This window comes from Albibacillus kandeliae (assembly GCF_003116585.1).
Classification (GTDB): Bacteria; Pseudomonadota; Alphaproteobacteria; order Rhodobacterales; family Rhodobacteraceae; genus Albibacillus; species Albibacillus kandeliae.
The window spans coordinates 345,844-371,616 of the sequence record NZ_QEHM01000003.1 but is presented as its reverse complement, the minus strand read 5'-3'; the positions used below and the strand labels follow the sequence as shown (position 1 = coordinate 371,616).

The 25,773-nt window shown below is 66.5% G+C and carries 24 protein-coding genes and 1 tRNA gene; 8 read left to right on the top strand and 17 right to left on the bottom strand.

The window, feature by feature from the left end; all coding sequences use genetic code 11:
* The first annotated feature begins 38 nt into the window (after nucleotides 1-38).
* The 3 genes from petA to DDT93_RS07650 are packed head-to-tail and all read left to right on the top strand — an operon-like array spanning nucleotide 39 to nucleotide 2,791.
* Nucleotides 39-602, top strand: a complete 564-nt coding sequence (gene petA / locus DDT93_RS07660; RefSeq protein WP_109465215.1) for a ubiquinol-cytochrome c reductase iron-sulfur subunit — start codon at nucleotides 39-41, stop codon at nucleotides 600-602.
* Between the two features lie 15 nt (nucleotides 603-617).
* Nucleotides 618-1,943, top strand: coding sequence for a cytochrome b (gene petB, locus DDT93_RS07655; RefSeq protein WP_109465214.1), 1,326 nt, complete (start codon nucleotides 618-620; stop codon nucleotides 1,941-1,943).
* 17 nt (nucleotides 1,944-1,960) lie between these two features.
* Entirely contained in the window at nucleotides 1,961-2,791 is an 831-nt protein-coding gene (locus DDT93_RS07650; RefSeq protein ID WP_109465213.1) for a cytochrome c1, read from the top strand.
* 98 nt (nucleotides 2,792-2,889) lie between these two features.
* On the opposite strand, the gene DDT93_RS27045 is transcribed toward DDT93_RS07650, so the two are convergent.
* The 3 genes from DDT93_RS27045 to dapF all read right to left on the bottom strand — a co-directional run bounded on the left by DDT93_RS27045 (nucleotide 2,890) and on the right by dapF (nucleotide 7,265).
* On the bottom strand, nucleotides 2,890-5,037 hold the full coding sequence (locus DDT93_RS27045) for a calcium-binding protein (RefSeq protein ID WP_109465212.1): 2,148 nt from the start codon (nucleotides 5,035-5,037) through the stop codon (nucleotides 2,890-2,892).
* A gap of 132 nt (nucleotides 5,038-5,169) precedes the next feature.
* Nucleotides 5,170-6,435: a tRNA (N(6)-L-threonylcarbamoyladenosine(37)-C(2))-methylthiotransferase MtaB gene (gene mtaB / locus DDT93_RS07640; RefSeq protein WP_109465211.1), complete on the bottom strand. Its 1,266-nt coding sequence runs from the start codon at nucleotides 6,433-6,435 to the stop codon at nucleotides 5,170-5,172.
* On the bottom strand, nucleotides 6,432-7,265 hold the full coding sequence (gene dapF, locus DDT93_RS07635; protein WP_109465210.1) for a diaminopimelate epimerase: 834 nt from the start codon (nucleotides 7,263-7,265) through the stop codon (nucleotides 6,432-6,434). The genes mtaB and dapF overlap by 4 nt, the downstream gene beginning before the upstream one ends.
* A gap of 225 nt (nucleotides 7,266-7,490) precedes the next feature.
* Here dapF and DDT93_RS07630 point away from each other — a divergent pair.
* A tRNA-Lys gene (locus DDT93_RS07630) sits at nucleotides 7,491-7,566 on the top strand.
* A 281-nt stretch (nucleotides 7,567-7,847) separates the two neighbouring features.
* Here the strand turns inward: DDT93_RS07630 and DDT93_RS07625 are convergent.
* The 4 genes from DDT93_RS07625 to DDT93_RS26450 form a co-directional block, all read right to left on the bottom strand.
* The gene (locus DDT93_RS07625; protein WP_232825394.1) at nucleotides 7,848-9,353 is read right to left on the bottom strand and encodes a tripartite tricarboxylate transporter permease; all 1,506 of its coding nucleotides are present in this window, start codon (nucleotides 9,351-9,353) and stop codon (nucleotides 7,848-7,850) included.
* An 11-nt stretch (nucleotides 9,354-9,364) separates the two neighbouring features.
* Entirely contained in the window at nucleotides 9,365-9,814 is a 450-nt protein-coding gene (locus tag DDT93_RS07620; RefSeq protein WP_109465209.1) for a tripartite tricarboxylate transporter TctB family protein, read from the bottom strand.
* A gap of 8 nt (nucleotides 9,815-9,822) precedes the next feature.
* A complete protein-coding gene (locus DDT93_RS07615) occupies nucleotides 9,823-10,779 on the bottom strand; it encodes a Bug family tripartite tricarboxylate transporter substrate binding protein (RefSeq protein ID WP_157960123.1) in 957 nt (318 codons plus the stop codon).
* 92 nt (nucleotides 10,780-10,871) lie between these two features.
* On the bottom strand, nucleotides 10,872-11,819 hold the full coding sequence (locus DDT93_RS26450) for a LysR family transcriptional regulator (protein WP_198654804.1): 948 nt from the start codon (nucleotides 11,817-11,819) through the stop codon (nucleotides 10,872-10,874).
* A gap of 114 nt (nucleotides 11,820-11,933) precedes the next feature.
* On the opposite strand from DDT93_RS26450, the gene DDT93_RS07600 reads away from it, so the two are divergent.
* From DDT93_RS07600 to DDT93_RS07590, 3 genes are read left to right on the top strand one after another with little or no spacing between them, the layout of a single operon-like run.
* The gene (locus DDT93_RS07600; RefSeq protein WP_109465207.1) at nucleotides 11,934-13,484 is read left to right on the top strand and encodes an AMP-binding protein; all 1,551 of its coding nucleotides are present in this window, start codon (nucleotides 11,934-11,936) and stop codon (nucleotides 13,482-13,484) included.
* On the top strand, nucleotides 13,484-14,695 hold the full coding sequence (locus DDT93_RS07595) for an acyl-CoA dehydrogenase family protein (RefSeq protein WP_198654803.1): 1,212 nt from the start codon (nucleotides 13,484-13,486) through the stop codon (nucleotides 14,693-14,695). The genes DDT93_RS07600 and DDT93_RS07595 overlap by 1 nt, the downstream gene beginning before the upstream one ends.
* Nucleotides 14,695-15,831 (top strand): CaiB/BaiF CoA transferase family protein, encoded by a 1,137-nt coding sequence (locus tag DDT93_RS07590; protein ID WP_109465206.1) that lies wholly within the window; start codon nucleotides 14,695-14,697, stop codon nucleotides 15,829-15,831. The genes DDT93_RS07595 and DDT93_RS07590 overlap by 1 nt, the downstream gene beginning before the upstream one ends.
* A 108-nt stretch (nucleotides 15,832-15,939) precedes the next feature.
* Here the strand turns inward: DDT93_RS07590 and DDT93_RS07585 are convergent, their stop codons facing one another.
* Entirely contained in the window at nucleotides 15,940-16,956 is a 1,017-nt protein-coding gene (locus DDT93_RS07585) for a zinc-dependent alcohol dehydrogenase family protein (protein ID WP_109465205.1), read from the bottom strand.
* Between the two features lie 258 nt (nucleotides 16,957-17,214).
* On the opposite strand from DDT93_RS07585, the gene DDT93_RS07580 reads away from it, so the two are divergent.
* Entirely contained in the window at nucleotides 17,215-18,387 is a 1,173-nt protein-coding gene (locus tag DDT93_RS07580; protein ID WP_109465204.1) for an adenylate/guanylate cyclase domain-containing protein, read from the top strand.
* Nucleotides 18,388-18,396: 9 nt separating this feature from the next.
* On the opposite strand, the gene DDT93_RS07575 is transcribed toward DDT93_RS07580, so the two are convergent.
* The 9 genes from DDT93_RS07575 to DDT93_RS07540 all read right to left on the bottom strand — a co-directional run bounded on the left by DDT93_RS07575 (nucleotide 18,397) and on the right by DDT93_RS07540 (nucleotide 25,772).
* Complete coding sequence (locus DDT93_RS07575; RefSeq protein WP_109465203.1) at nucleotides 18,397-19,290, bottom strand: LysR family transcriptional regulator; 894 nt, start codon at nucleotides 19,288-19,290, stop codon at nucleotides 18,397-18,399.
* A 162-nt stretch (nucleotides 19,291-19,452) separates the two neighbouring features.
* Complete coding sequence (locus DDT93_RS07570; RefSeq protein WP_232825393.1) at nucleotides 19,453-19,725, bottom strand: (R)-mandelonitrile lyase; 273 nt, start codon at nucleotides 19,723-19,725, stop codon at nucleotides 19,453-19,455.
* Entirely contained in the window at nucleotides 19,722-19,847 is a 126-nt protein-coding gene (locus DDT93_RS27105; RefSeq protein ID WP_332872685.1) for a hypothetical protein, read from the bottom strand. The genes DDT93_RS07570 and DDT93_RS27105 overlap by 4 nt, the downstream gene beginning before the upstream one ends.
* Nucleotides 19,848-19,979: 132 nt before the next feature.
* A complete protein-coding gene (locus DDT93_RS07565; protein ID WP_109465202.1) occupies nucleotides 19,980-20,501 on the bottom strand; it encodes a hypothetical protein in 522 nt (173 codons plus the stop codon).
* Nucleotides 20,502-20,742: 241 nt separating this feature from the next.
* On the bottom strand, nucleotides 20,743-21,594 hold the full coding sequence (locus DDT93_RS07560) for an alpha/beta hydrolase (RefSeq protein ID WP_109465201.1): 852 nt from the start codon (nucleotides 21,592-21,594) through the stop codon (nucleotides 20,743-20,745).
* Between the two features lie 105 nt (nucleotides 21,595-21,699).
* On the bottom strand, nucleotides 21,700-22,548 hold the full coding sequence (locus DDT93_RS07555; protein WP_109465200.1) for an alpha/beta fold hydrolase: 849 nt from the start codon (nucleotides 22,546-22,548) through the stop codon (nucleotides 21,700-21,702).
* A gap of 27 nt (nucleotides 22,549-22,575) precedes the next feature.
* Entirely contained in the window at nucleotides 22,576-23,448 is an 873-nt protein-coding gene (locus DDT93_RS07550) for an alpha/beta fold hydrolase (protein WP_109465199.1), read from the bottom strand.
* A gap of 20 nt (nucleotides 23,449-23,468) precedes the next feature.
* The gene (locus DDT93_RS07545) at nucleotides 23,469-24,101 is read right to left on the bottom strand and encodes an isochorismatase family cysteine hydrolase (RefSeq protein WP_109465198.1); all 633 of its coding nucleotides are present in this window, start codon (nucleotides 24,099-24,101) and stop codon (nucleotides 23,469-23,471) included.
* 93 nt (nucleotides 24,102-24,194) lie between these two features.
* Nucleotides 24,195-25,772, bottom strand: coding sequence for a sensor histidine kinase (locus DDT93_RS07540; protein WP_198654802.1), 1,578 nt, complete (start codon nucleotides 25,770-25,772; stop codon nucleotides 24,195-24,197).
* Nucleotide 25,773 lies beyond the last annotated feature (1 nt).

Below are 25,773 nucleotides of genomic sequence, written 5' to 3'. Positions count from 1 at the left end.
TTAGCCCGAGGACGGGCGCAGGAATTGGAGTAAACCTCGTGTCCCACGCAGAAGACCACGAAGGCACCCGGAGAGACTTCCTCTACTTCGCCACTGCTGGCGCCGGAGCCGTGACCGCCGGGGCTGCCATCTGGCCGCTTGTGAACCAGATGAACCCGTCGGCCGACGTTCAGGCGCTTTCGTCGATCCGCGTCGATGTAAGCGGTGTCGAAACCGGAACGCAAATCACGGTTAAGTTCCTCGGCAAGCCGGTGTTCATCCGCCGCCGGACCGAACAGGAAATCGAGGAAGGCCGCGCGGTCGAACTCAGTGACCTCGTCGACCAGAATGCCGAGAACAGCAACCTGCCCGCCAATGCCCCCGCGACCGACGAGAACCGGACGCTGGACGAGGCTGGCGAGTGGCTGGTGATGATGGGCGTCTGCACCCACCTCGGCTGTGTGCCGCTCGGCGATGGCGCCGGAGACTTCGACGGCTGGTTCTGCCCCTGCCACGGGTCGCACTACGACACCGCAGGCCGCATCCGCAAAGGGCCCGCTCCGCGCAATCTGCCGATTCCGGTCGTCGAGTTCGTCGACGATACGACGATCAAACTGGGCTAAGGGAGGAAGGTACGAATGGCCGGCATTCCGCACGATCATTACGAACCCAAGACTGGCATCGAAAAGTGGGTGAACAACCGCCTGCCGGTGGTCGGGTTGCTGTATGACACCATCATGATCCCCACGCCCAAGAACCTGAACTGGATGTGGATCTGGGGCATCGTCCTCACCTTCTGTCTGGCGCTGCAGATCGTTACCGGCATCGTGCTGGTGATGCACTACACGCCCCACGCCGACCTGGCCTTCGCCTCGGTCGAGCACATCATGCGCGACGTGAACGGCGGCTTCATGCTGCGTTACCTGCACGCCAACGGCGCTTCGCTGTTCTTCGTGGCGGTCTATGCGCACATCTTCCGGGGTCTCTACTACGGATCCTACAAGGAACCGCGCGAGATCACCTGGATCATAGGCATCCTGATCTTCGTCCTGATGATGGGCACGGGTTTCATGGGCTACGTTCTGCCCTGGGGCCAGATGTCGTTCTGGGGCGCCACCGTTATCACCGGCCTGTTCGGCGCGATCCCCTTCATCGGCGAGTCGATCCAGACCTGGCTGCTGGGCGGGCCCGCCGTGGACAACTACACGCTGAACCGCTTCTTCTCGCTGCACTACCTCCTGCCCTTCGTCATCGCCGGGCTGGTCATCGTGCACATCTGGGCCTTCCACACCACCGGCAACAACAACCCCACGGGTGTTGAAGTGCGCCGGACCTCCAAGGCCGAGGCCGAGAAGGACACGCTGCCGTTCTGGCCCTACTTCGTGATCAAGGACCTGTTCGCGCTGGCCGTGGTGATGGTGGTGTTCTGGGCCATCGTCGGCTTCATGCCGAACTACCTGGGCCACCCCGACAACTACATCGAAGCCAACCCGCTTGCGACACCCGCGCACATCGTGCCGGAATGGTACTTCCTGCCGTTCTACGCGATCCTGCGTGCCTTCACGTCCGAAGTCTGGGTGGTGCAGATCGCATCCTTCCTGACCGGCGGCATCATCGACGCCAAGTTCTTCGGCGTGCTGGCGATGTTCGGGGCGATCGCGGTCATGGCGCTGGTGCCGTGGCTCGATACCTCCAGCGTCCGCTCGGGCCGCTACCGGCCGATGTTCAAGTGGTGGTTCGCCCTGCTGGTCGTCGACTTCATGGTCCTGATGTGGCTGGGCGCGATGCCTGCCGAAGAACCCTATGCCAGCTACTCGCTGATCGCCTCGGCCTACTGGTTCGCCTACTTCCTGGTGATCCTGCCGCTGCTGGGCGTGATCGAGAAGCCCGACACGCCGCCGGCGACCATCGAGGAAGACTTCGAGGCGCACTACGGCAAATCCGACGCGACGCCGGCGGAATGAAGAAGGGACAGCAACAGATGTTCAAGACACTTGCACTCAGCAGCATCCTTGCCCTGGCCCTTGGCCCGGTGGCGGCCTTTGCCGCCGAGGAAGCGGAAGGTGGCGAAGGCGAACATGCCAACGCCTCCCACTCCAGCGGCCACATCGAGGATGTCGCCTTTTCCTTCGAGGGTCCCTTCGGCACCTATGACCAGAACCAGCTGCAGCGCGGCCTGAAGGTCTATACCGAGGTCTGCGCGGCCTGCCACGGGCTCAAGTTCGTGCCGTTCCGGACCCTGGGCGACGCGGGCGGTCCGCACCTGCCCGAGGATCAGGTCCGTGCCTATGCGGCCAACTTCGAAGTCTTCGACGCCGAACTGGACGACACCCGCCCGGCGACCCCGCCGGACAAGTTCCCCGCGAACAACGGCGTCGGCGCGCCCGACCTCAGCCTGATGGCCAAGGCCCGCGCCGGGTTCCACGGGCCCTACGGGACCGGGATCAGCCAGTTCGTCAACGGGATCGGCGGGCCGGAGTACATCTACTCCATCCTGACCGGCTACACCGGCAAGCAGAAGGAAGAAGCGGGCTCGATCTTCTACGAGAACACCGCCTTCCCGAGCGGTTGGATCAAGATGGCCCCGCCGCTGTCGGGTGAGGACGTCGAGTTTGACGATGGCCACTCGAACGAGCTGCACCACGAGGCCGAGGACGTTGCGGCCTTCCTGATGTGGACCGCCGAGCCCAAGATGATGGCCCGCAAGCAGGTCGGTTTTGTCGGCGTGCTGTTCCTCGTGGTCTTGTCGGTTCTGCTGTACCTGACCAACAAGCGCATCTGGGCGCCGCACAAGGGCAAGGCGCACAGCTGAGCCCGCATCGCCGGACCCTGAAACAGGAAACCCCCGCAGCCCGGCTGCGGGGGTTTTTCGTTGGTGTCGGAGGGCCGCGCGAGTGGCGGCCCGTCTGATCAGAAGATCTCGATGTCGTTGACCAGAACCGAGAGATCGGTGACATCCAGCAGCTTCAGCACACTGCCGTCGTCGAACTGGAACACCGCCCCGGCATTGGTGAGGGTGGCGTAGGTGTCGATCACCTCCTCCACCGAGAGGTTGCCGGTCCAGAGCTTGTCGTTCAGGCGGATGGTGTCCTCGTTGTCGGTGAAATCCTCGATGACGGTGCGTCCGCCGCCGCCAAAGATGAAGGTATCGTTGCCACCGCCACCGTTCAGGGTGTTGAACCCACCGTTGCCGTTCAGGGTGTCGTTGCCGGCCTGGCCATAGAGGTGGTCGGCCCCGCGGCCGCCGACCAGCGTGTCGTCGTCGGCGCCACCGTAGAGGGTGTCGTTGCCGTTGCCGCCGTTCAGCGCGTCGTTGCCCGCGTCGCCGCGCAGCTCGTCTGCGCCGCCCCCGCCGATCAACTCGTCGTTGCCGGTGCCCCCGACAAGGAGGTCGTTGCGGGCGCCACCGTTCAGCACGTCGTCTCCGGCGTTGCCGTAGAGCTTGTCCTCGCCCGCGCCGCCGAGCAGGGTATCCTTGCCGCCACCGCCGTAGAGGCTGTCGGCGTCGGCCCCGCCGACCAGCCGGTCGTTGCCGCCGTTGCCTTTCAGGATATCGGCGCCAGCGCCGCCCTGCAGGAGATCGGCGCCGGTGCCGCCAATGAGGCGGTCATTGCCCGCGCCGCCGCGCAGGGTATCGTTGTCGGAACCGCCGAACAGCGCATCGTTGCCGTCGTCGCCGTTGAGGATGTCTTCGCCGACGCCGCCTTCCAGCCGGTCGTTTCCGCCGCCGCCGCTCAGGGTGTCATTGCCCGAGTTGCCATAGAGGGTGTCCGCGCCTGCGCCGCCGTCGAGCGTATCGTTCCCGGCGCCGCCGGAGAGCGTGTCGTCGCCTGCGTCGCCGAACAGCGTATCGCTGCCCGCGTCGCCCGACAGCTCGTCGTTGCCGTCGCCGCCGTGGAGGGTATCGTCGCCGTCACCGCCTTCGAGCGTGTCGTTGTCGTCGCCCCCGTCCAGCGTATCGTTGCCCGCGCCGCCAAAGAGGCTGTCGAGGCCGATGCCGCCATAGAGCGTGTCGTCGCCGTCGTCGCCATTGAGGATGTCGTCACCCGCATCGCCTGACAGCTCGTCGTTGCCGGTGCCGCCGTTCAGGGTGTCGTTGCCGCCGTTGCCCTTGAGGATGTCGTCATCGGCGCCACCAACAAGGGTGTCGTTGCCCGCACCGCCCGACATCGTGTCGTTGCCGTCGCCGCCATAGAGCGTGTCGTCACCGTCCTGGCCCACGAGGGTGTCGTCGCCCGCATCGCCGTACAGCTCGTCATTGCCGGCCCCGCCGCGCAGGGTGTCGTTGCCCGCGTTGCCATTGAGCACGTCAGTGCCGTTGCCGCCGTCGAGCGTGTCGTTGCCACCGCCGCCGGACAGCGTGTCGTTACCGTCGCCACCCTCGAGCGTGTCGTTGCCGTTGTTGCCCTGCAGGGTATCGTTCCCGGCATCGCCGCGGAGAATGTCGTTGCCCGCCCCGCCGCGCAGGATGTCATCGTCGTCGCCACCTTCGATGGTGTCGTCGCCGTTGCCGCCTTCGAGGGTGTCATTGCCCGCGCCGCCGAGGATGGTGTCGTCACCGTCGCCCGCATCCACGGTGTCGTCGCCCGCGTCCATATCGAAGCTGTCGTTGCCCGAGAACGAGAGATAGGTGCCGGGGGCGATGGAATCGTCCTCGTCAGAGCCGGTGACCGTGTAGGTCTCGCCGTTCAGCAGGGCCGAGAAGGCCGAGACGTCGAACTCGCCCTCGACATTGCTCCCGCTCCGCGAGGTCAGCGTGAACAGGTCGCTCGCATCCCAGGTGATCCCTCCAATGATGAAGGGGAAGGTCGAACTGAGCGTCGAGGCGTTAAAGTCTCTGAGCTGAAGGCTTGTGACAGTCCCCTCGACAAAGTCAGGGCTCGACGTGTCTGTCGGATGCTGAAAGCCGGTGCCGAGCAACTCGGAGGAAAATTTCGTTCCGTCGCTCCCGATGATTCGGGTCTTGCTATCGTTGATGTTGATCTCGCCGGTCAGGAATTTCGAGACGTAAGTCTCGAGAGATTCGTTGAAATCGCCTTCGATACTCAGAGTTGCCATGGTTACCCCACTACTTGCGCCTAGGTGTCCCCGAACATCAGGGATTCTGCCTTGTCAAAAGTGCTAACGGGCAATCTAGATTAGTCGCCTCTCAGTTTCCAATCGGAAGTCGGAAAACTTCCAGAAATTGAGTTATGATGCAGGAATCGCGATCAATTGGTGCTTATCGTGACCGATTGTTTCGGAAATCACGACACTTCCCTCGGTCTGCGCTGTGGCAAAACTGACCTCGGTAAACTGCTCGGTCCGCCCCATGTGCGGGTTCTCCATCAGCACCCGGTGCCTGCGTCCGACCTGCTCGTCGAGGTGGCGTTGCACGCGCATGTCACCAGCTGCCCGCAGCCGTGCGGCGCGGTCCTTGATGGCCACGCCATTCACCTGCGGCATCCGCGCGGCGGGCGTGCCCGGGCGGGGCGAGTAGGGGAAGACGTGCAGCCAGGTCAGGTGACACTCCTCGACCAGCCGCAGCGAGTTCTCGAACATCGCCTCGGTCTCGGTCGGGAAGCCCGCAATGATATCGGCCCCGAAGGTCATGTCGGGGCGCAGGCGGCGCGCCTCGTCGGCAAAGCGGATGGCGTCGTCTCGCAGGTGGCGCCGCTTCATCCGCTTGAGAATCATGTCGTCGCCGTGCTGCAGGCTGAGGTGCAGGTGCGGCATCAGGCGCGGCTCGGTCGCGATGGCCCGCATCAGGTTCTCGTCCACCTCGATCGAATCGATCGAGGAGATCCGCAGGCGCGGCAGATCGGGCACCAGACGCAGAATGCGCATGACGAGATCGCCGAGCTTCGGCTCGCCCGGCAGGTCGGCACCCCAAGAGGTCAGGTCGACCCCGGTCAGCACCACCTCGTTGTAGCCCTTGTCGACCAGCCGCTTGATCTGGTCCACCACCACGCCGGCGGGCACGCTCCGCGAATTGCCCCGGCCGTAGGGGATGATGCAGAAGGTGCAGCGGTGATCGCAGCCGTTCTGGACCTGCACGTAGGCGCGCGAGCGAGTGCCGAAGCCGTCGATCAGGTGCCCGGCGGTTTCGGTCACCGACATGATGTCGTCGACCTGCACGCGCTCGGTCTCGCCGATCAGGTCGGGCACCATCTTGCGCCAGCTGTCGGGCTGCATCTTTTCCGAGTTGCCCAGCACCACGTCCACCTCGGACATGGCGGCAAAGGTCTCGGGCTCGGTCTGGGCGGCGCAGCCGGTGACGATCAGCCGGGCGTCGGGGTTCTCGCGGCGCAGGCGGCGAATCTCCTGCCGCGCCTTGCGCACCGCCTCGGAGGTCACGGCGCAGGTGTTCACCACCACGGCGTTGTCGAGCCCCGCCTGAGCGGCGAGTTCCTTCATGGCCTCCGTCTCGTAGGCGTTGAGACGGCAGCCCAGCGTGGCGAACTTGGGTGGGGTCATCGCGGCGATCCGAGGAAATCCGCCGTGAGCGTCCCCGAGAAGACATGCGCGGTGGGGCCGGTCATCCAGACGCCATCGTCGCGCCACTCGACCTGCAGGGTGCCGCCATCGGCGATGATCTCGACCTTGCGGCCCGTCAGGCCGCGCCTGGCGGCGGCGACCGCCACTGCGCAGGAGGACGAGCCGGAGGCCCATGTCACGCCCGCTCCGCGCTCCCACACGCGCATGCGGATGGTATCGGGGGCCACGACCTGCGCCACCTGTACGTTGGTGCGCTGCGGGTAGAGCGGATGGTGTTCGTAGCGCGGCCCGAAGGTGTCGAGCGGCACCGCCTCGGCATCGGCGACGAAGAAGGTGCAGTGCGGGTTGCCCATGCCGGTTGCCGTGGGCGCGCCCTCGATCGGCAGCTCCAGCGTGTCCATCTCCTCGGAGAGCGGGATCTCGTCCCAGGTGAGCTGGGGCTGGCCCATGTTCACCGAGGTCAGCCCGTTGCCCGCATCGCGCGCGGCCAGTTCGCCCCGGTCGGTGGTCAGCACCAGCGCGTCCTTGCCCGACTCGTCCATCAGGAAGCGCGCGATGCAGCGGGTGGCATTGCCGCAGGCCGCCGAGGTCGAACCGTCGGAATTGTAGAAGGTCAGGTGCGCGTCGCCCGCGCCCTGCGTGATCACCGCCAGCTGGTCGAAACCGACGCCGAAGTGCCGGTCGGCGATTCGCGTCACCAGCTCGGCCCCGGGCGCCCGGTCATGCAGACGTGCGTCGACGACGACAAAGTCGTTGCCTAGCCCATGCATCTTCATAAAGGGCAAACCGGAGTCTGGGTGCTGCGTCATGACTCGGGCATATAGCCGTGCCGGGGCGGTGAATCCAGTCCATGTGAAGAAAAGCGGTTTTTGGGGCTTGACCCTTGTTGCGCTCCCTTCTACGTAGGCCGCCGGAAGCGCCGACGGGGATTCCCCGAACGCATCTTCTGACCGCAATTTAAGTGGTTGATCCCGGTGGACCAATTGGCTTAGAGAGCGGCACGCGGACCGGCCAAGCCGATCCGACCAGAGAGTGGGCCGTTAGCTCAGTTGGTAGAGCAACTGACTTTTAATCAGTGGGTCGCAGGTTCGAATCCTGCACGGCTCACCACTCTTTCCGAAAGATAGCTGCCGCATGCTGGCTCCGGGCTTGCCTTGACCAGCCGATGGGCATGGGAAACGCGTCTTACCCCGTATTGCGGAACGCGCTGATGTTCTGTGGTCGGTGCGCGCTGACCTGTCTTGCCTGTCGGGCCGACTCGGTGATTCCGATGACCTCCACGCCCCGACTCTCAATCCCTGCCCGGGCCGCAGAGGGCGGCCGCGGGGCGCCGTGATCTCGAAAGAGGTTGGCGGGCCCCATGGCCCGCCACGTCGCCCTGGCGGGGCGCGTCAGGGCGTTACGGGTTTGCCGGATGTCGAGACGTGTCGCCAGATCGTGCGGGAGAGCGCGAAGGCGGAGAGGGCGAAGATCACCATCGCGATCGGCCGGTCCACGAGGTAGCCGAGGTCGCCGTCGGCGAGGATGACGGTCTGGCGGAAGGAGAGCTCGAAGCTCGGGCCGAGGACGAAGCCGATGATGAAGGTCACGAAGGAAAACCCGAGTGCCCGCATCAGGTAGCCGATGACGGCAAAGCCGACGACCAGCGGCAGGCCGAAGGTGCCAGAGGTCAGGAAGGCGCCGGTGAGACAGACGAGACCGATCGTCGGAAATACCACGAGGGCGGGTGCGCGCGCGGCCAGGGCGAAGATCCTCAGTCCGAAGTACCCGAGCAGCAGGTTGGTCCCATTGGCGATCACCATCGCGGCGAACATGGCGTAGACCAGCCGGCCCTGTTCCTGCATCAGGTGCGGTCCGGGCTGGATCCCGTGGACGATGAAGGCGCCGAGGATCAGGGCGGCGGCCACGTTGCCGGGGATTCCGAGCGACAGCAGCGGGATGAAGTTGGCACCGACCACCGAGCTGTTGGCGCTCTCGGTCGCGGCCACGCCCTCGATGTTGCCCTTGCCGAAGGTCTCCGGGTGTTTCGAGGCGCGGATGGCCGCGTTGTAGCCGATGAAGGCGGCGGCGCTGGAGCCGATGCCGGGCAGCGCGCCGATCCCGGTGCCGATGGCGGCCGAGCGCAGGATGGTGCGCAGGCAGGCCCGGTACTCGGCCCAGCTGAGCCGCTTGTCCTCGGGCCGTTCCGAACTGAGCGGCAGGTGGCTGTCCCCGGCGGCGCCGCGCAGGACGATGAGCTGTCGCAGGACCTCTGCCATCGCGAGGACCCCGATCCCGACGGCCGAAATGGGAAGGCCGTCCATCAGGTCGGGCATGCCGAAGATGAACCGGCTGGTGCCGCCCTCGGGGTCGAGGCCGACGGTCGCGAGGAGCAGACCGAGGAAGGCGGCGATCAGGCCCTTGAACATCGACTTGCCGACGAGGCTGGCGATGATGGTGAGGGCGAATACGATGACGGCCAGCATCTCGGTCGGGCCCATCCGGATGGCGATCAGGGCGAGCGGTGCCGAGACCGCGAAGAGCACGAAGTCCGACAGGGTATCGCCGGTGACCGAGGAGAACAGCGCCATCTTCAGCGCCTTCAGTCCCTTGCCCTGTTTCGCGAGGGGATGCCCGTCAAAGGCGGTTGCGGCGGCCTCGGGGGTGCCTGGCGTGTTCATCAGGATGGCCGAGACCGATCCCCCCACGGTGCCGCCCTTGTTGATCGAGACGAGGAAGGCGAGCGCGCCGACCGGGGTGAAGTAGTAGGTGAGGGGAACGGCAATCGCGATGGCGGTCAGGGCCGACAGGCCGGGGATCGCGCCGAAGAATTGGCCGATGAAGACGCCGGCGACGATCAGGACAAGCGTCTGGACGGTCAGTGCGTCGGAGAATGCGGTGATGACGGTATCAAGCATGGCGGGACCGATCAGGGCAGCGGAATGCCCAGCAGGACTTCGAAGAACCCCCAGAGCAGGAGCGGCGGACAAACGGCGGTCAGCAGGATCGCCCACCACGTTCTCTGCCCCATGAAGACGGTCAGGGCGCCGGTGATGAAGACGCCGCCGACCAGAAAGCCGACTGTCAGCATCAACGTGACGGACACCGCGAACAGGGCGAGGACGATCAGGGCCAGCCCGATCGTGGCGGGTTCGATCGGGGCGGGGGTGGTCCGGTCCGGTTCGAGGAACAGGCGGTGCAGGCACATCAGCGCGCCCAGCACCCCGATGGCGCCGACGGCCACGCGGGGCATCAGGTCGGGTGCGACGGTGACAAAGTCGTTCGGTTCTACCCAGGCCGGGATACCCCAGAGCCAGATCGCGAGGGCCAGCAGGCTGAGGCCGGCCCCCACGAGTGCTTCGAAGATGCGCAGGGTCATCGGAGCGCTCAGTTGGCCGCGGCTGCGGCGATCAGGCGCTCGTAGATCGCGGTCGATTCAGCCACGTTCTGCTTCAACTCGTCCGGGGTCAGCACCCTGGACGGAAAGCCCATCGTCCCTTCGACCATCGTGACCACTTCGGCGTTCTTCGCACCTTGCGAGAAGGCGTCGTAGAGCGCCTGGAAGATGTCGTCGGGAATGCCCTTCGGAACGAAGAACAGGAAGTAGGTCTCGTCGCCGACGTCATAGCCGAGTTCGTGGAACGTCGGAACGTCGGGCGAGGCTTCCAGCCGGTCCTTGCCTGCGGCGACAAGCACCTTCACGTCCTCGCCGAACCGCTGGTGGACACCCGCGCTCCAGCCCATGTCCATGTGTCCGCCCATGACGTCCTTCATGATCTCGGCGCCGCCTTTGGTCGGCACGATCTTCATGTCGTAGCCGTCCTGCGCGGACACGTAGGTCATGACGAGGTTCACCGCCGGGGAGGACGAGCCAAAGGACAGTTTCTCGCCTGCCTTGCCCGCCGCAGCCACGTCGGACCAGGAGTTGAAGGGCGAGTCCTTGCCGACCACCACGGCGTTCTGAAGCGCGGCGGCGGAGGTCAGGTAGTCGAAGGTATCGGCGTCGTACTTGACCGTGGCCGACGCGAGCGGCGCGTAGGAGAAGGTCGAGGTCACGGCCATGCCGATGGTGTAGCCGTCAGGCTTGGCGCTCATCAGCTTGGTCGCGGCGACGACACCGCCGCCGCCGGGTATGTTCTCGATGACGATGGGTTGCCCGAGGGTCGCCTCGGCTTCCTTTGCGATCAGGCGGGCCAGCGTGTCGGTGCCGCCGCCCGCGCCGAAGCCGACGAGGACCGTGATGGGCTTGTCGGGAAACTCGGCGAATGCAGGTGTGGCCAGCAGGCCAAGGGTCAGCGCGGTTGCGACACGGCGCACTGCACCCGCGAAATTCGTTTGGATCATGTCTTGCCTCCTCCTTGCAAGTGACGGCAAGCGTAGGACCCGCAGTCGACAATACCAAAATACAGGTTCGAAATGTCGGCCATACCGGTTTGCTATAGCCAATCGTTGTCCCAGAGCGCGATTTCGCTGGCGGGCCAGCGCCCGTCGCGGACCACTTCGCGCAGCACTTCGACGAGGATCTGCCGCACCGCGCGCACGGCATCGGTCATCGGACGATCCTTGGGCCATGTCAGCGAGATGGTTCGCCGGGCCTCGGGTTCGATGATCTTCCACGCGGCGAGGACATTCATGTTCCATCGGCTCCCCAGCAGGGCCCAGTTCATGATGGCATAGCCCAGGCCGGCCTCGAGCATCGAGTACATGACATGCAGCCCGGTGATCTCGTGGCTGGTGGTCAGCCGCACGCCCTCGGCCGCCGCGAGTTCCTCGATCGCGCGGCGCAGCACGACCCGCTTGTGGGTCTGGATCAGCGGGTAGTCGGGCAGCTGTTTCAGGGGCACCTCGCCGATCCGGGGTGACGTGCCATCCCACTTGCCCACGAGGTAGAGGTTCTCGTGGAAGAGGGACACCGCCTCGAGGTTCGGGATGTCCGCGGCATTGGGGACGAGCCCGAGGTCGCCGCGTCCGGACGACATGATGTCGCCGCTCTCAAAGCTCAGCCCCTCGACGATGCGCAGGGTGACGCGCGGCAGTTCGCGCGTCACCCGGGCGTAGAGCGGCGCGGCCAGCAGGTAGGCCGCGGTGAGGGGCAGAGCCACCATGACTTCGCCGCTTGGCGAGTCGTCACCGCCGCTGATGTCCGCCCTCGCGGACTCGAGCTGGCGCAGGATCGCCTCGGCGTGGCGGCCGAGCCGGATTCCCGCCGAGGTCGGTGTCACGCCCTTGTTGGTCCGCTCGAAGAGCTTCACGCCCAGTTCCGCCTCGAGCGCCGCGATATGGCCGGACAGCGCCGGTTGGGCGACGTTCAGCTTTCGCGACGCCGCCGAGAAGCCGCCCTCCCGAAGGACCGCATCGAAATATTGAAGCTGCCGCGAGTTCATGGCGCCTCCTCCCCTTGCGATATCAAAACCGTATGGAGGCCAGACACAAACTGTTTTTCGAGAATAGCCAGCGCCGGATCTAGCTTTCGCGGGCAAATACTCGGGAGGAGACAGATGAACCTTGGACGTGTCGTGCAGAGATCTGCGCGCTACTGGCCGCATGGCCTGGCTGCGGTCGACAAGCGGCGACGCCTGACCCACGAGGGGCTGAACGCAGAGACCGATCGCCTTGCGACCGGCCTTGTCGCGGCCGGTTTTCCCCCGGGCACGCATGTCGCGATGCAGGCCGCCAACTGCATCGAGATCCTCGCGACCGAGATCGCCTGCTACAAGGGCGCGATGGTCAAGGTCCCCGTCAATGCGCGCATCTCTGCCGAGGAAAGCGTGCATGTCATGAACGACAGCCAGGCGGAGATCATCATCGCGGGCCCGAAGCACGCGGCCGACCTTGCCGAACGTCGCGACCAGATGCCCCGCCTGAAGAAGATCATCGCCATTTCGGGCGATGCCGGGGACATGACCTATTCCGAGCTGCTGGACCTGGGCAGAACAGGGTTCGACAGCCTCGAAACCCGCGACTCCGACCTTGCGGTGCTGCATTACACCTCCGGTTCCTCCGGCGTGCTCAAGGCGGCGATGCAGAGCTATGGCAACCGCCGCGCCCTGCTGCGCAAGCAACTGGTGCGCCCGGGCCCCGAGGGTGGCCTTGGCATGACCATGGGCCATGTCGGCCCGATCACCCATGCCTCGGGCATGTCGATCCTGCCGACGCTCTACATGGGGGGCTGCAACGTCCTCTTCGACCGCTTCGATATCGAGGAATTCCTGACGACCATCGAGCGCGAGCGGATCAACCGGATCTTCATGGTTCCGACCATGGTGTCGCGCATCCTCGCGTCGGGGCTGATCGAAAAGCACGACCTGTCGAGCCTGAGCTCGGTGATCTACGGGGCCGCCCCGATGGCGCCCTCGGTGGTGGAAGAGGCGATGGACGCCTTCGGGCCCATCCTGTCCCAAGGCTATGGGGCGGGCGAGACGACATCGACGATCACCGTCCTCACCGCGCAGGACCACGTGGACGCGCTGGCCGGGGACCGCGCGCGACTGGCCAGCTGCGGGCGGAGCTATTTCGACAATGACGTGCGAATCCTGCGCGAGGACGGCAGCGAATGCGACCTTGGCGAAGCGGGCGAGATCGTCGTGCGCGGGCCCGACGTCATGATGGGCTATTGGAACGCCCCCGAGCTGACGGCCGAGGTCGTCAAGGACGGCGCCTACCATACCGGAGACGTCGCGACGCGCGACGACGAGGACTACATGTTCATCGTGGACCGCAAGAAGGACATGATCATCTCGGGCGGGTTCAACGTCTACCCGTCCGAGGTCGAGAAGGTGCTCTACAGCCATCCCGACGTTTTCGAGGTTGCCGTGGTCGGGGTGCCCGACCGCGAATGGGGCGAGGCGGTCAAGGCGGTTGTGGTGACGCGGAAGGGCGCGGAGGTCTCGCCGGATATCCTCGACATCTTCTGCAAGGAGAACCTGCCCGGCTTCAAACGCCCCCGCAGTTTCGATTTCACCGGCGAGCTGCCGAGAAACCCCAACGGCAAGATCGTCCGGCGCAAGGTGCGCGACGCGTACTGGGCCGACGCAGAGAGGAAAGTGTGATGCTGGACAACTCCCCGCAACGGGCCCGCGAACGTGCCATGTCCGACTTCCTCGGTGGCGAGGCCGCCCGCGCTGCCGCAGAGCCGCTGATCGATTTCCTGACCGGGGAAATCGCCGCGTTCGAGGCGGAGAACGGGATCGACTGGGATTCGCCGGTCGCGCATGACACGCTGCGCGAGGTCTGGAAGATGTCCGCGGCGCGCGGCTTCTATTCCTACCTCCTGCCGACGGAACTCGGGGGGCAGGGCCTCTCCGTGGCCGATATCTGCGCCGTCCGCGAGGCCGCGCTGATGACCGGATCAGTTCTCGCGGCGCATGTCCTTGGCGATCTCTCGGGGCCGCCGCGCGTGGGTCACCTGTTCAAGCAGGCCAGCCCGCATCAGGTCGAAACCTTCCTGCAACCCATCCAGACCGCCGACCTTGCCGTTTGCTTTGCGCTGACCGAGGCCGGGGCAGGCTCCGACGCCGCCGCGATCCAGACCCGGGCCGACAAGACGGCGGACGGCTACGTATTGAACGGGGTCAAGCGCTTCATCTCCGGCGGCTCCTTTGCCGATATCGCCATCGTGCTCGCGGTGACCGATCCCGAGGCGGGAGCGGGTGGCATTTCGGCCTTCTTCGTTGACCTGCACGCGCCGGGTGCCTCCAAGCGGAAGGATTACGAAGTGCTGTCGGGCAAGGGCGCCCATGCCGACCTCGTCTTTGAAAACGTCCACGTCCCGGCCGAGAACCTGATCGGCAGGGAGGGCACCGGCTTTCGCCTTGGCATGGCGCGGATCTCGGTCAACCGGCTGCTGCATTGTTCGACCATGATGGGTTTTGCCCGGCTCGCCCTGACGCTGTCGGTGGAGCGTGCCGGAGCGCGCCAGCAGTTCGGCCGCCCGATCGGGACGTTCCAGGCGATCCAGCATATGCTGGCCGACATGGCGACCGACCTCTATGCCGGGCGCGCGATGATGTTCGACGCGGCGCGGCGGCTGGATGCGGGGCACGATATCCGGGCCGAGGCCTCCATGTGCAAGCTGTTCTGCGCCGAGAACGGGTTCCGCATCGCCGACCGCGCAATGCAGGTGCACGGCGGTGTCGGTCTGCTCAAGGGCGGCCCGATCGAGTTCATCTTCCGCAACCTGCGCACCTTCCGGATCGTGACCGGCACCTCGGAGATCCAGAAGAACACCATCGCCAAGGCGCTGCTGGATCGGGCTGGCTGATGCCTGGTTTTCCCAAGCCACTTGCAGGGAAGCGGGTGATCGACCTCTCGCTTCTCTACCCCGGCCCGGCAACTGCCGCCACGCTGCGCACCTTCGGGGCAGAGGTGACGAAGATCGAGCCGCCGGCCGGGGACCCGACCGAGCGGCTTTTCCCGGATACGTACCGCAGCCTCAATCGCGGCAAGTCGATCCTGCGGCTGGATCTCAAGTCCGAGGAGGGCAGGGACGCGCTGGCGGAAATGGTCGCCGGAGCGGACGTGCTGGTCGAGAGCTTCCGGCCCGGTGTTCTGGCGCGGCTGGGGATCGGCGCGGACTGGCTCCATGCGATCCGGCCAAGCCTCGTCATCGTCTCGATCAGCGGGTACGGGGCCACCGGCCCCTACAGCCATCATCCGGCGCATGACCTGACGGTGCTGGGGCTCGGGGGATACTTCGGCCTTCCCTCGCAACTGGAACCGCAGGTGGTCCGTCCGAACATACGTCTTGCCGATGCGCTGACCGTGAACGCGGCCAGCCTTGCGGCGCTGGCCGCGATTGTCGAGGCGGACCGCACCGGCGAAGGGCAGATCGTGGATACCTCGATCTTCGATGCCACCGCCGCCGCCAGCCTGACGATGTCGCTCTCCAAACGGCAGCCTGACACGACCCCGGCGAGCCAGCCGCAGGTGATGGCGGATAGCGCCCTCTACTCGTGCCGGGACGGAAGGTTCGTGGCCATTGCGACCTTGGAGGATCATCTCTGGGCGGAATTCGTCTCGCTGGCGACGGGCGAAGACCATCCGCTGCGCGCTGAGACCTATGCAACCCGGCGGGGCCGGGATGCGGACAAGCCGGAACTGGCGCGGCTGCTGGCCGAGCTGTTCGCGACGCGCGACCGGGAAGACTGGATCTTGGTGTTCGCCTCTGGCCGGGCGCCTGTGGTGCCGGTTTGGCAGGGTTCGGAGGCGCTGGAAGATCCGCACCTCGCTGCGCGCGGGGCCGTGGCCAGATGGACGGATGACCGGGGCTCGTTCGGATTTCCGACCTTCCCCGCAGTGTTCAACGGGTGCCGGGAGGACGGGGAGGCTCTGTCGACCGAACCTGCCGAGCGCGGAGATGTCTTGAAAAGGGAAATGGCGTCGGGGTCCACGGGGTAGCTGCACGACCAGCCGCCGGCCCCGTCTGTCGGGGCGTGGACCTTGCCATCTCCCTGCCGGTCAGGCCCGTTCGGGCCTGACCGTTTTCGCATTTGCGTCCAGCAGAGATCAGACCCGCAGCAGCGTCTTGATGGCCCGGCGTTCGTCCATGGCCCGATAGCCCTCGGCCACGTCCTCCAGCGGAATGTGAAGGTCGAACACCTTGCCGGGGTTGATCTCGCGCCGCAGCACCTGGTCGATCAGATCGGGCAGAAAGCGACGGACCGGGGCGGGGCCGCCGAGCAGCTTGCGCTGGGCAAAGAACAGCTCCTGCCCGTCGAAGGTGACGCCGTGGGGGACGCCGACGAAACCGATGGAGCCGCCCGGGCGGGCGCCGTACATGGCCTGCTTCATCGAGGTTTCGGTGCCCACGCATTCCATCACCGCATCGGCCCCGACACCATCCGTCAGCTCAAGGATCTTGGCGATCCCTTCCTCGCCGCGCTCGGTCACGATGTCGGTCGCGCCGAATTCGAGCGCGAGGTCTTGCCGCGACTTGTGGCGCGACATGGCGATGATGCGGTCGGCCCCCATCTGCTTCGCGGAGAGCACGGCCATCAGGCCGACGGCGCCGTCGCCCACGACCGCGACGGTCATGCCAGGTTTCACACCGGCGGCATCGGCGGCGAAGTAGCCTGTCCCGTAGACATCGGACACCGCGAGGAGCGAGGGGATCAGGTCCTCGTCGGGTTGTGCAGGCAGGGCGACGAGGGTGCCGTCGGCCAGCGGAACCCGCGCGATGGGGGCCTGCGCGCCGGTCATGAACTCGCGCTGCTGGCAGGACGACTGGAAGCCGTGGTTGCAGTGGGGGCAGGTGTTGTCGGACAGGACGAAGCTGCCGACGACGAAGTCACCGGGCTTGACCGAGGTCACGTCGTCGCCGACCGCCTCGACGACACCGCAGTACTCGTGGCCCATCGCCTGCGGCTGATCGACCGGTTGCAGGCCGCGATAGGGCCAGAGGTCGGACCCGCAGACGCAGGATGCGGCAAGGCGGATGACGGCGTCGGTGGGTTTCTGGATGGTCGGCTCGGCGACGTCTTCGAAACGGACGTCGCCCTTGCCGTAGAGCATGGTGGCTCGCATGACTGTCTCCTGGATGGATGGCCCGACAAGGCGGGCAGGAACAAGCCCGGCGCTGGCATCTCCGAGTCCCGCCGGGTTCGCGCGGTGTCATACCGGAGTGCACTCTGACGGATTAGGCGATGATTGATGATTGCGATTATGCTGGGAATTCATCAATCGCACCGCGCGCCTTGACCGCGACGGGGAAGACTGCCGTTGTCGAACGAGGGGAGCAACGCCATATTGGTGCACCCCGCGGTGGCAGAAGGATCGGGACGGATGTCAGGGGAACGCAATGATTTTCTCGGGGCGCTCGGGCGATGGCTGGTCGACACCGGGCCCCGGACCGAACGCGCCTGCGACCTGTTCCGTGGCTTCTGCGCGTGGCTGGTGGAGCAGGGGCTCCCGCTGTCACGCGCCTCGATGGGGCTGGAGATCTTGCACCCGCTGGTGACCGGGCGGCAGATGATCTGGAGTGCCGAGGGCGTCCGGGTGCAGACGGCGCAGCGCGGGATCCGGTCCGAGAACGACTACGACACCAGCCCCGTGCGACTTGTCGACGAGACGGGGCACTCGTTTCGGCGCAGGCTCGACGGGCCGCAGGCCGACTACGGTATCCTCGAGACCCTGCGCCTTGCGGGCGGGACAGACTACGTGATCTTTCCGCTGCCCTTCCTCGACCAGAACCGCACCGCCTTTGTCTCGTTCACGACGCAGGCGGGGGGAGGGTTTTCCGACGATGCGATCGGACAGCTGGAGGACGCGATCCGGGCCTTCAGCCCCTGGGTCGAGCGCGACAACCTCAGAAGCGCGGCCCTCGATCTGCTGGGAACCTACGTGGGGCCAAGCACAGGGCGGCGCATCTACGAAGGCAAGGTCGAGCGCGGTCAGGCCGAGTTCATGAAGGCGGTGATCATGATGGCCGACCTGCGAGGCTATACGCGCTATGCGGACACCCATCCGCTGAGCGTGGTGCTGCGCGACCTGAACGAATGGTTCGGCCTCATGGTGTCGGCGATCACGGGGGCGGAGGGCGAGGTGCTCAAGTTCACCGGCGACGGCTTGCTGGCCGTCTTCCCGGTGACGGAGGGGCGCGTGGACGACGCGCTCGCGGCCAGCGTTTCGGCGGCCCGGGCCGCCGTGCATTCGGTCACCATCGCCAATCTCGAACGCGGCGCGCTGGGCGACGGGCACTTCCAGTTCGGGATCGGGGTGGACGCCGGCGAGATCGCCTATGGCAACGTGGGTTCGCCCAATCGGCTGGATTTCACGGTGATCGGCCCGACCGTCAACCGCGCCAGCCGCCTTGTCGAAAGGTCCAAGACGCTCGACGTGCCGGTGCTGCTGTCCGACGCCTTTGCCTCGCAGGTGGGGCCGCTTGGCCTGCGCGACCTCGGGCAGCACAAGCTGCGCGACCTCGGGCAGCCGCGCACGCTCTACACGATTGCCTGAGCGCCGGTCCTAGCCGCGATACCTGAGCGCTTCCAGGATCAGGGCAAAGGCCGGGGAGGCTTGCCGGCGCGACGGGTAGTAGAGGTGGTAGCCGGGAAAGGGCGGCGACCATTGCTCCAGCACCGGTTCCAGCCGCTTTTCCTCGATATGCCGCTGCAGGTGGTAGTCGGGCAGGCAGCACAGCCCGCGCCCGTCGATGGCGGCCTGAATGATCACGTCTACATCGTTCGTCGTCAGCTGGCCCTCGACCCGCACGTTCAGCGGTTTTCCGTCCTGTTCGTATTCCCAGGGATACAGGCCCCCGAGCGTCGGCAGCCGCAGGTTGATGCAGTTGTGATCGGTCAGGTCGTGGGGCGTCTGCGGGCGCCCGTGCCGCGCAAAGTAGTCGGGCGCGCCGACCGTCAGCATCCGCAGATCCGGGCCGATGCGCAGGGCGATCATGTCCTTCTCGACGCTCTCGCCAAGCCGCACGCCCGCGTCGAAGCGTTCTTCCACGATGTCGGTCATCTTCTGATCGACCGAGATCTCGAGCTGCACGTCCGGGTGCTCGGCCAACACCGGCGAGAGGCGAGGCCAGAGAATCTCGATGGCGGCGTGGCGAGAGCTGGTGATGCGGACGTGGCCCGCAGGCTTGGAGCGCATGTCGTTCAGGCTGGACAGGCGCGCCTCGATGCCGTCGAAGGCGGGGCGCAGGGTGGCCGCCAGTTGTTCGCCCGCGAGGGTCGGCGACACGTTCCGCGTGGTGCGCGTGAGCAGGCGCAGGTCCAGCCGCTCTTCCAGCCTCTTGACCGTGTGGCTGACCGAGCTCTGCGAGGTGCCGAGCCGCGCCGCCGCACGGGTAAAGCTGCGCTCCTCGCAGACCACGAGAAACGCCATGAGGTCGCCCAGTTCCTCGCGCTTCATTGATGATTCAGCGGCATGAAACCGTCCCGTTTGCATCTTCCTGCCAGAATAGTCTGACCGATCCGAGGTCGGGTCAAGGCAGCTGCAACGGGGCGGGTGCGGATCGCCGATCACAAGGCCGACAGGCGAGCCGCACAGGTTTTCAGCTAGGCCGAAGGGCGGTTAGCCGAGGTAGTCCGCGTCCGGGACATGCTCGAACCAGTCAGTCGACCGGCCATCGACGCGCTCGGCAATGGCCACGTGGCTCATCGCCTTGGTGTCGCTGGCGCCATGCCAGTGCCGCTCGCCCGGGGCAAACCAGACGGTATCGCCGGCCTGCACCTGCTGCTTGGGCTCTCCCTCCTTCTGCACCCAGCCGAGGCCCGTCAGGATATAGAGAAGCTGGCCTGCCGGATGGCTGTGCCACGCGGTGCGGGCGCCCGGGGAAAAGGTCACGATCGCCGAGCCGGTCCGCCCGGTGCCTCGACCTCGAAGTACTGGTCGATCCGGACCGGACCGGTGAAGGTCGTCGCCGGGCCGAGGCCGGAGGGTTGATCTGCATTCCTGAGGATCTTCATCGCGCTACTCCTTCGATTGCCCGGCGGAGATAGCCCGTGCCGCCCGCGAGGATTAGGCCGCGCCGGGGTATTGCCCTGATGTCGAAGGTTCATGAACCGCGATTGGCCGTGGGCGCCGGGGCGGCGAAACCCCTAGCGCAGACGCGACCATGCTGCCGAGAGGCGCCCGGCGGCGCGTGCGGAGAGCGGCAGGTCGGCGCCCTTGTCACGCAGGTAGACTAGGTGATCCCGGTCGTTGGGATTGTACTTGCGGTGATGCACCAGCTTGGTCAGCTGACGGACGTTCTTCCAGCGCGAGGCGCGGAAACGCGCGATGTCGAAGATCTCGGCATAGGTCCCGATGGTGCCTTCGGCCTCGGCGATCAGGAGGAAGCGGCCGCACTTGCCGCACCGCCCGCAGTTCTGGAACGCGCCGGGGTCGGACTCGGTGCAGATGTCCAGATGCTCCAGATGGATCGGCGTTGCCATGTAGGCGAGAGTCTTGTCGAGGCGGGACATGGCGCTGTTGGACGAGATCAGCGCGAAATCCCGTGTCGACAGGGCGGGAAGCAGGATCGGGTCGGCGGTCGCCGAGTCCCATGTGGTGCCCCCGTGGATCCCCGAGTAGGCGAAGGTCGAGGAGTAGAGGTAACTCTCCACGAGATCCTGCAGCACGAAGGCGGCAGAGGCATTGCGGACAGTGTGGGTCTTGACGAAGCCGGTCCGGAACAGGGTGGTCAGGTTGCTGCGGATCTGGAGGATCGGCAGCCCCTCGCTCTTTGCAACCTGCTCGGACCTCGCGAAGCGGTGGTTGAACAGGTCGATAAACTCGTTCAGCTACCCCGCCGCGCCGACATCGTGAAAGACCAGCCTAGAAATCCGCTGAGCCTCTGGCACCTCGGGCCTGCGGTTCGCGTCAGGTCGCGATGCGTGCGTTGATCCAGTTGAGGATGTCCGTCAGGACGATCTCCCGGCCGAGGTCGGCCAGCAGGTCGTGCACATGGCCGTCGTAGAGGCGCAGCGTCTTGTCCTTCGATCCCGCGTCACGGACGAATTGCTCGCTGCCTGCCGGCAGTGTCGCGCGGTCTGCCGTGCCATGCAGGATCAATACGGGCAGGGTGATCTGGCCAAAGCTCCGCTCCAGCCGTTCGTTGGCGCGGGTCAGGGCCGCCACCGTCGCGGCGGGCTGCGCCTCGTTCAGGATCATGGGGTCGGCCTCCAGTGCGGCGAGCGCCTCTGGGTCGCGGGTGAAGTCGCGGTTCTTCAGCTTCAGCACCGGCAGGCGGGGCGCGACACGGCTGATCGCCTTGACGAGGTTCAGCACGAGTTTGGGCGCGGGGACGCGATAGGCGAAGCTCTCGCAGATCAGCCCCGCCAGTTCCGCCGGGTGGTCGAGGGCGTAGGTGGTCGAAACCACGCCGCCGGCGCTGTGGCCCAGCAGGAACAGGGGAAGTCCACGGTCGCGCGACTTGGCGAGCCGGATGGTGGCATCGACGTCGGCCACGTAGTCGGCAATGTCCTCGACGTAGAACCGGGGCCCGTCGGAGCGGCCCCGACCGCGCAGGTCGAGCGTGTAGACCGCGAGACCGGCATCGACCAGCTTCTCGGCGGTGGCGATGTACTGGCCCCCGTGCGAGTTCACCCCGTGGCAGATCACCACGATGGCGCGGGGCGTGGCCGTCGGCCGCCACGACCGCACGAAGATGCGCAGATGGCCGGGCTGGGGCAGACGTTCTTCGAGGTAGGTGTGGGCAAGGTGATGTGTCATCGGAGCTCTCACTGGCTGGAGGGTGAAACAGGGCGGCGCGGGGGAGGAACGCGCCGCCCCGGGCGGGCGGCCGGCAGGCTGGGACGGGACCGGCCGCCCCCGTGGTCAGGCGGCTGCCGCCGCCTTCACCGAGTCTTCCCGGATGAAGGCCAGCAGGTCGGCGTTGAACGCGTCCTGATGGGTCTGGGCGAACCCGTGATCACCCCCGGGATAGATCTTGAGCGTGGCATTCTTCAGGATCTCCGCCGATTTCAGCGCCGAGGCCCCGATGGGAACGATCTGGTCGTCGTCGCCGTGGGCCACGAGAACGGGGATCTCGATCTTTTCGAGGTCGGCGGTGTAGTCCACCTCGCTGAACTCGCGGATGCAGTCGAGCTGGCCCTTGAGGCCGCCCATCATGCCCTGCTGCCAGAAGCCCATCCGAACGCCTTCCGAGATCACGCCCGCCGGGCGGTTGTAGCCGTAGAAGGGCAGGGTGAGGTCCATGTAGAACTGCGACCGGTCGTCGTAAGTGCCCTTGCGGATGCCGTCGAAGACCTCGAGGGGCAGACCGCCTGGGTTGCCTTCGGTTTTGACCATCAGGGGCGGCACCGCGCCCAGCAGGACGGCCTTGGCGACGCGGTCGGTGCCGTGGCGGCCCATGTAGTGCGTGATCTCGCCACCGCCGGTCGAATGCCCGACGAGGATCAGGTCGCGCAGGTCCAGCGCCTCGATCAGCTCGGCGAGGTCGTCGGCGTACTGATCCATGTGGTTGCCCTCCCATGTCTGGGTCGACCGGCCGTGGCTGCGGCGGTCATGGGCGATGACGCGGTATCCCTCGCGGCCGAGGAATACCATCTGCGCGTCCCAGGCATCGGCCGACAGCGGCCAGCCGTGGGAGAAGAGGACAGGCTGGCCGGAGCCCCAGTCCTTGTAGAAGATCTGGGTGCCGTCCTTGGTGGTGATAAGGGGCATTGGTCTCACTCCTGTTGGGTTGCTTGGTCAGATCGGCGTGGCGCGGGTAAAGCCCGCGATCAGCCCGGAGATCATCTCCGGGTGTTGGTGCTGCGGGCCGTGGCCGGCCTCGGGGATGGTGAAGATGTGGAGGGTCGGCCAGTCACGGTTCAGGGCGTGCCAGTTCTCCACCGGAAAGACGATCTCGTGGTCGCCCGAGATGACGAGAACGGGCAGGTCGGTCTGGCGGAAGAAGGCGGCGTAGCGACCCTCTGGATCGGAAAAAGCGGCGTCCGGGGTGCTTGAAGCCTGCAGGATCGACATGAAGGTCTCGGGCGGGATCGGCGGGCTGCGGTCGGCACTGCGCGAGGCGATCCGGGCATGAGAGGCGCGGGCGGCGGCGCGGCTGGCGGCCGAGGCCGGTTCGAAGAACAGGACGGTCTCGTCCTCGAGGTCGTTCACCGGCTTGAGCGCGTGTTCGTAGAAGACCGGCTGGATCCCGTGCGGCTGCGGGCCCGGAGGGGCGGTGCCGATGAGGATCAGGTGGCTGAGCCGGTCACAATGTTCGGCGGCAAAGACCTGAACGCCGAACCCGCCCAGCGACCAGCCGCCAAGGGCGAAGGTGTCGAGACCGAGTGCATCGGCAAGGTCGAGGATGTCCTGCGCCATGTCCTGCCGGATGTAGGAGGGCGTGCCGGTCGACTGTCCGAGGCCGGAATAGTCGAAGGTGGTGACGGTGAACGCCTGCGCCAGCCCGTCGAGGAAGGCCGGGTCCCAGCTGTCCATCACGCCGCGAAAGCGCAGGGCGAGGACGAGGTGGGGGCCGGTGCCGATCTGCCGGTAGGCAAGGGTGCGGCCACGGCTCTCGACGAACCTGGTGGGTACGTCCGTAGCGGTAAAGTGTGTGACGATCTGGTCCATTGGGGTCTCCTTTTCGGGGGTCAGGGTCTGGGAACGAGGGGGAGGAGGTCGGCGGTGGTCAGCACCGCGTGGGCATAGCTCGGGGCGTTGATCTCGTGGGCGGCGTGCATGGCCTCGGCCGAGAAGGCGGCGGTGGCGTCCCGCACGAGGGTGACGTGGTAGCCGAGGTCGACGGCGGCGCGGGCGGTGCCCTCGACGCAGGTATTGGCGATGAGGCCGACGAAGATCAGGCGATGCGCGCCCAGCTGCTTGAGCCGGTAATCGAGGTCGGTGTTGGCAAAGCCGCTCGCGGTCCAGTGCTCCTGCGCCACCACGTCGCCCGGGTGCGGGGCGTAGTCGGGGTGCCATTCGCCACCCGTCGTGCCGACCTCGAAGAGCCGGATCCGCGCCGCGCCAAGCTGGTAGGGCGTCGGGTGGTCCCAACCGCTGAAGTCGCCCTCGCGGTGGCGGTGATGCGGAGCGATGACCACCGGGATCCGGGCGCGGCGCACGGCGGCGAGGATCGTCACCAGATTGGCATGAAGCGAGACATCGGTGGCGACCGCCTGCAGTTGCGGCCAGAGCTTGCCGCCCTCGGACAGGAAATCATTGTAGGGATCGAGAAACACCAGCGCGGTGTCTGCGGCGTGGTAGGTCGGGCTGTCCTGGGTCATCGGATCGTCTCCCTCTTCCTGCGCGTTTCAGCGTCTTGGGAAGAGGGTGACCCAGGGTCAGGTTTCGATCCATTGTACGGAGGGGTTCCGCACTCACACCTTGGTATGAGTGGGCGAGCCGTTTTCACAGAGCGGCAGCCGGACCACGAAGCGCGCGCCGGCACCTTGGGCGGTCTCGACCCCGATGCTGCCGCCGCAGTCGCGCAGGATGCTCTGTGCGATGGCCAGACCCAGCCCCATGCCGCCCGGCTTGGTGGTGAAGAAGCTGTCGAAGATCCGCGCCCGCGCCTCCTCGGGAATGCCGGGGCCGTTGTCCTCGACCTCGAGCCGTGCCTCGTCGCCCTCGGTCGCGGTGCGAATGGTCAGGGCCGGTCTGGCGCTGCCTGCGCCGCTCATCGCCTGCAGCGCGTTGAGGGCGAGGATGACGACCACCTGCTGAAGCTGGACCCGGTCCGCCTGCACGACGGGAGAGTCGGGCGACAGCCGCGTCGCAAAGCTCACACCCGCGTCCCTGATCTCGTGCTGCAGGAAGGTGGCCGCATCGCGGATTATGGCGTTCAGCGAGACGGGGAGCCGTTCGGGCGGGACGCCGGAAGCCAGCGTGCGCACCCGCTTGACGATCTCGGCGGCGCGCTGCGCGTCCGAGATGATCCGCTCGGTCAGCGCCCGCACCTCGCCAAGGTCGGGTTCCTCGCGCGAGAGCCAGCGCATGCCCGCTGCGCCGTTGGCCGCGATGGCGCCGAGCGGCTGGTTCACCTCGTGCGCGATCGAGGCCGAAAGTTCGCCCAGCAGCGCCACCCGCGAGGCATGGGCCATCTCGGTCTGCATCCGCGCCAGCGCCTCCTGCGCGGCAACGCGCTCGGTCAGGTCGATGACGCCGATCAGCAGGGTGCCTTTGTTCATCGTGTCCGGCGGAAAGCAGGCGGTGAAGAGCGCCGGAAACTCGACGCCGTCAATGGTGCGCAGCCGGGTTTCGGTCGCGTAGTTCTGCGCCCCGGTGACCGCGGCCACCACGGAGGCGGCAAAGACAGGCGAGCTGGCCTCGGGCCAGAACGGCTCGACGCTGGTCAGCAGCGCCTGCTTGTCGCCGCGCCCGAACAGCGCGACGGTCTGGTCGTTCACGTCGATGACGCGGGTCGCGCGCATCATCTCGCGCACGAACTCGGGATGGGCCGCGAAATGGGCCGGCCAGTCGGTGATCGCGCCGGTTTTCCGGAGCCGGTAGAGCATTTCGCCCACCGGGTAGAAGTCCAGTTCCCAGAACGAGGCGGCCATCGCCTGGAACAGGTTGCGATAGCGGTGCTCGCTCTTGCGCAGGGCCTCTTCGGCGGCGCGGGCGAGGGTGATGTCATGCCCGATTTCGAGGATCTCCAGCCCGCCATCGACCAGCTGCCAGTGCAGCCGGATGGTGCGGGGCGATCCGTCGGCGGCGGTCCGGGTCACCTCGCCCCGCCATTCTCCGGTAGGGTCGAGCAGCGCCGGGTCCCACGCGGGATCCCCGGCAAAGACCTCGTGGCCCGCAAGGCCAGCGACTTCGGCGCGGGGGCGGCCGTAGAGCCGTTCCGCCGCGGCGTTCCAGGTCAGGATGCGCCCGTCGCGGCCGCGCAGGACGAGGCACTCGGGGACAAGGTCGAAGAGACTCCCCAGCGCGGTTGACGCGCGGGGGGTCAAC

Coding starts and splice junctions, on each gene's coding strand:
- petB (WP_109465214.1), top strand. CDS start 618: ATGGCCGGCATTCCGCACGATCATTACGAACCCAAGACTGGCATCGAA.
- DDT93_RS07650 (WP_109465213.1), top strand. CDS start 1,961: ATGTTCAAGACACTTGCACTCAGCAGCATCCTTGCCCTGGCCCTTGGC.
- DDT93_RS27045 (WP_109465212.1), bottom strand. CDS start 5,037: ATGGCAACTCTGAGTATCGAAGGCGATTTCAACGAATCTCTCGAGACT.
- mtaB (WP_109465211.1), bottom strand. CDS start 6,435: ATGACCCCACCCAAGTTCGCCACGCTGGGCTGCCGTCTCAACGCCTAC.
- dapF (WP_109465210.1), bottom strand. CDS start 7,265: ATGACGCAGCACCCAGACTCCGGTTTGCCCTTTATGAAGATGCATGGG.
- DDT93_RS07625 (WP_232825394.1), bottom strand. CDS start 9,353: ATGCTTGATACCGTCATCACCGCATTCTCCGACGCACTGACCGTCCAG.
- DDT93_RS07620 (WP_109465209.1), bottom strand. CDS start 9,814: ATGACCCTGCGCATCTTCGAAGCACTCGTGGGGGCCGGCCTCAGCCTG.
- DDT93_RS07615 (WP_157960123.1), bottom strand. CDS start 10,779: ATGATCCAAACGAATTTCGCGGGTGCAGTGCGCCGTGTCGCAACCGCG.
- DDT93_RS26450 (WP_198654804.1), bottom strand. CDS start 11,819: ATGAACTCGCGGCAGCTTCAATATTTCGATGCGGTCCTTCGGGAGGGC.
- DDT93_RS07600 (WP_109465207.1), top strand. CDS start 11,934: ATGAACCTTGGACGTGTCGTGCAGAGATCTGCGCGCTACTGGCCGCAT.
- DDT93_RS07595 (WP_198654803.1), top strand. CDS start 13,484: ATGCTGGACAACTCCCCGCAACGGGCCCGCGAACGTGCCATGTCCGAC.
- DDT93_RS07590 (WP_109465206.1), top strand. CDS start 14,695: ATGCCTGGTTTTCCCAAGCCACTTGCAGGGAAGCGGGTGATCGACCTC.
- DDT93_RS07585 (WP_109465205.1), bottom strand. CDS start 16,956: ATGCGAGCCACCATGCTCTACGGCAAGGGCGACGTCCGTTTCGAAGAC.
- DDT93_RS07580 (WP_109465204.1), top strand. CDS start 17,215: ATGTCAGGGGAACGCAATGATTTTCTCGGGGCGCTCGGGCGATGGCTG.
- DDT93_RS07575 (WP_109465203.1), bottom strand. CDS start 19,290: ATGAAGCGCGAGGAACTGGGCGACCTCATGGCGTTTCTCGTGGTCTGC.
- DDT93_RS27105 (WP_332872685.1), bottom strand. CDS start 19,847: ATGAAGATCCTCAGGAATGCAGATCAACCCTCCGGCCTCGGCCCGGCG.
- DDT93_RS07560 (WP_109465201.1), bottom strand. CDS start 21,594: ATGACACATCACCTTGCCCACACCTACCTCGAAGAACGTCTGCCCCAG.
- DDT93_RS07555 (WP_109465200.1), bottom strand. CDS start 22,548: ATGCCCCTTATCACCACCAAGGACGGCACCCAGATCTTCTACAAGGAC.
- DDT93_RS07550 (WP_109465199.1), bottom strand. CDS start 23,448: ATGGACCAGATCGTCACACACTTTACCGCTACGGACGTACCCACCAGG.
- DDT93_RS07545 (WP_109465198.1), bottom strand. CDS start 24,101: ATGACCCAGGACAGCCCGACCTACCACGCCGCAGACACCGCGCTGGTG.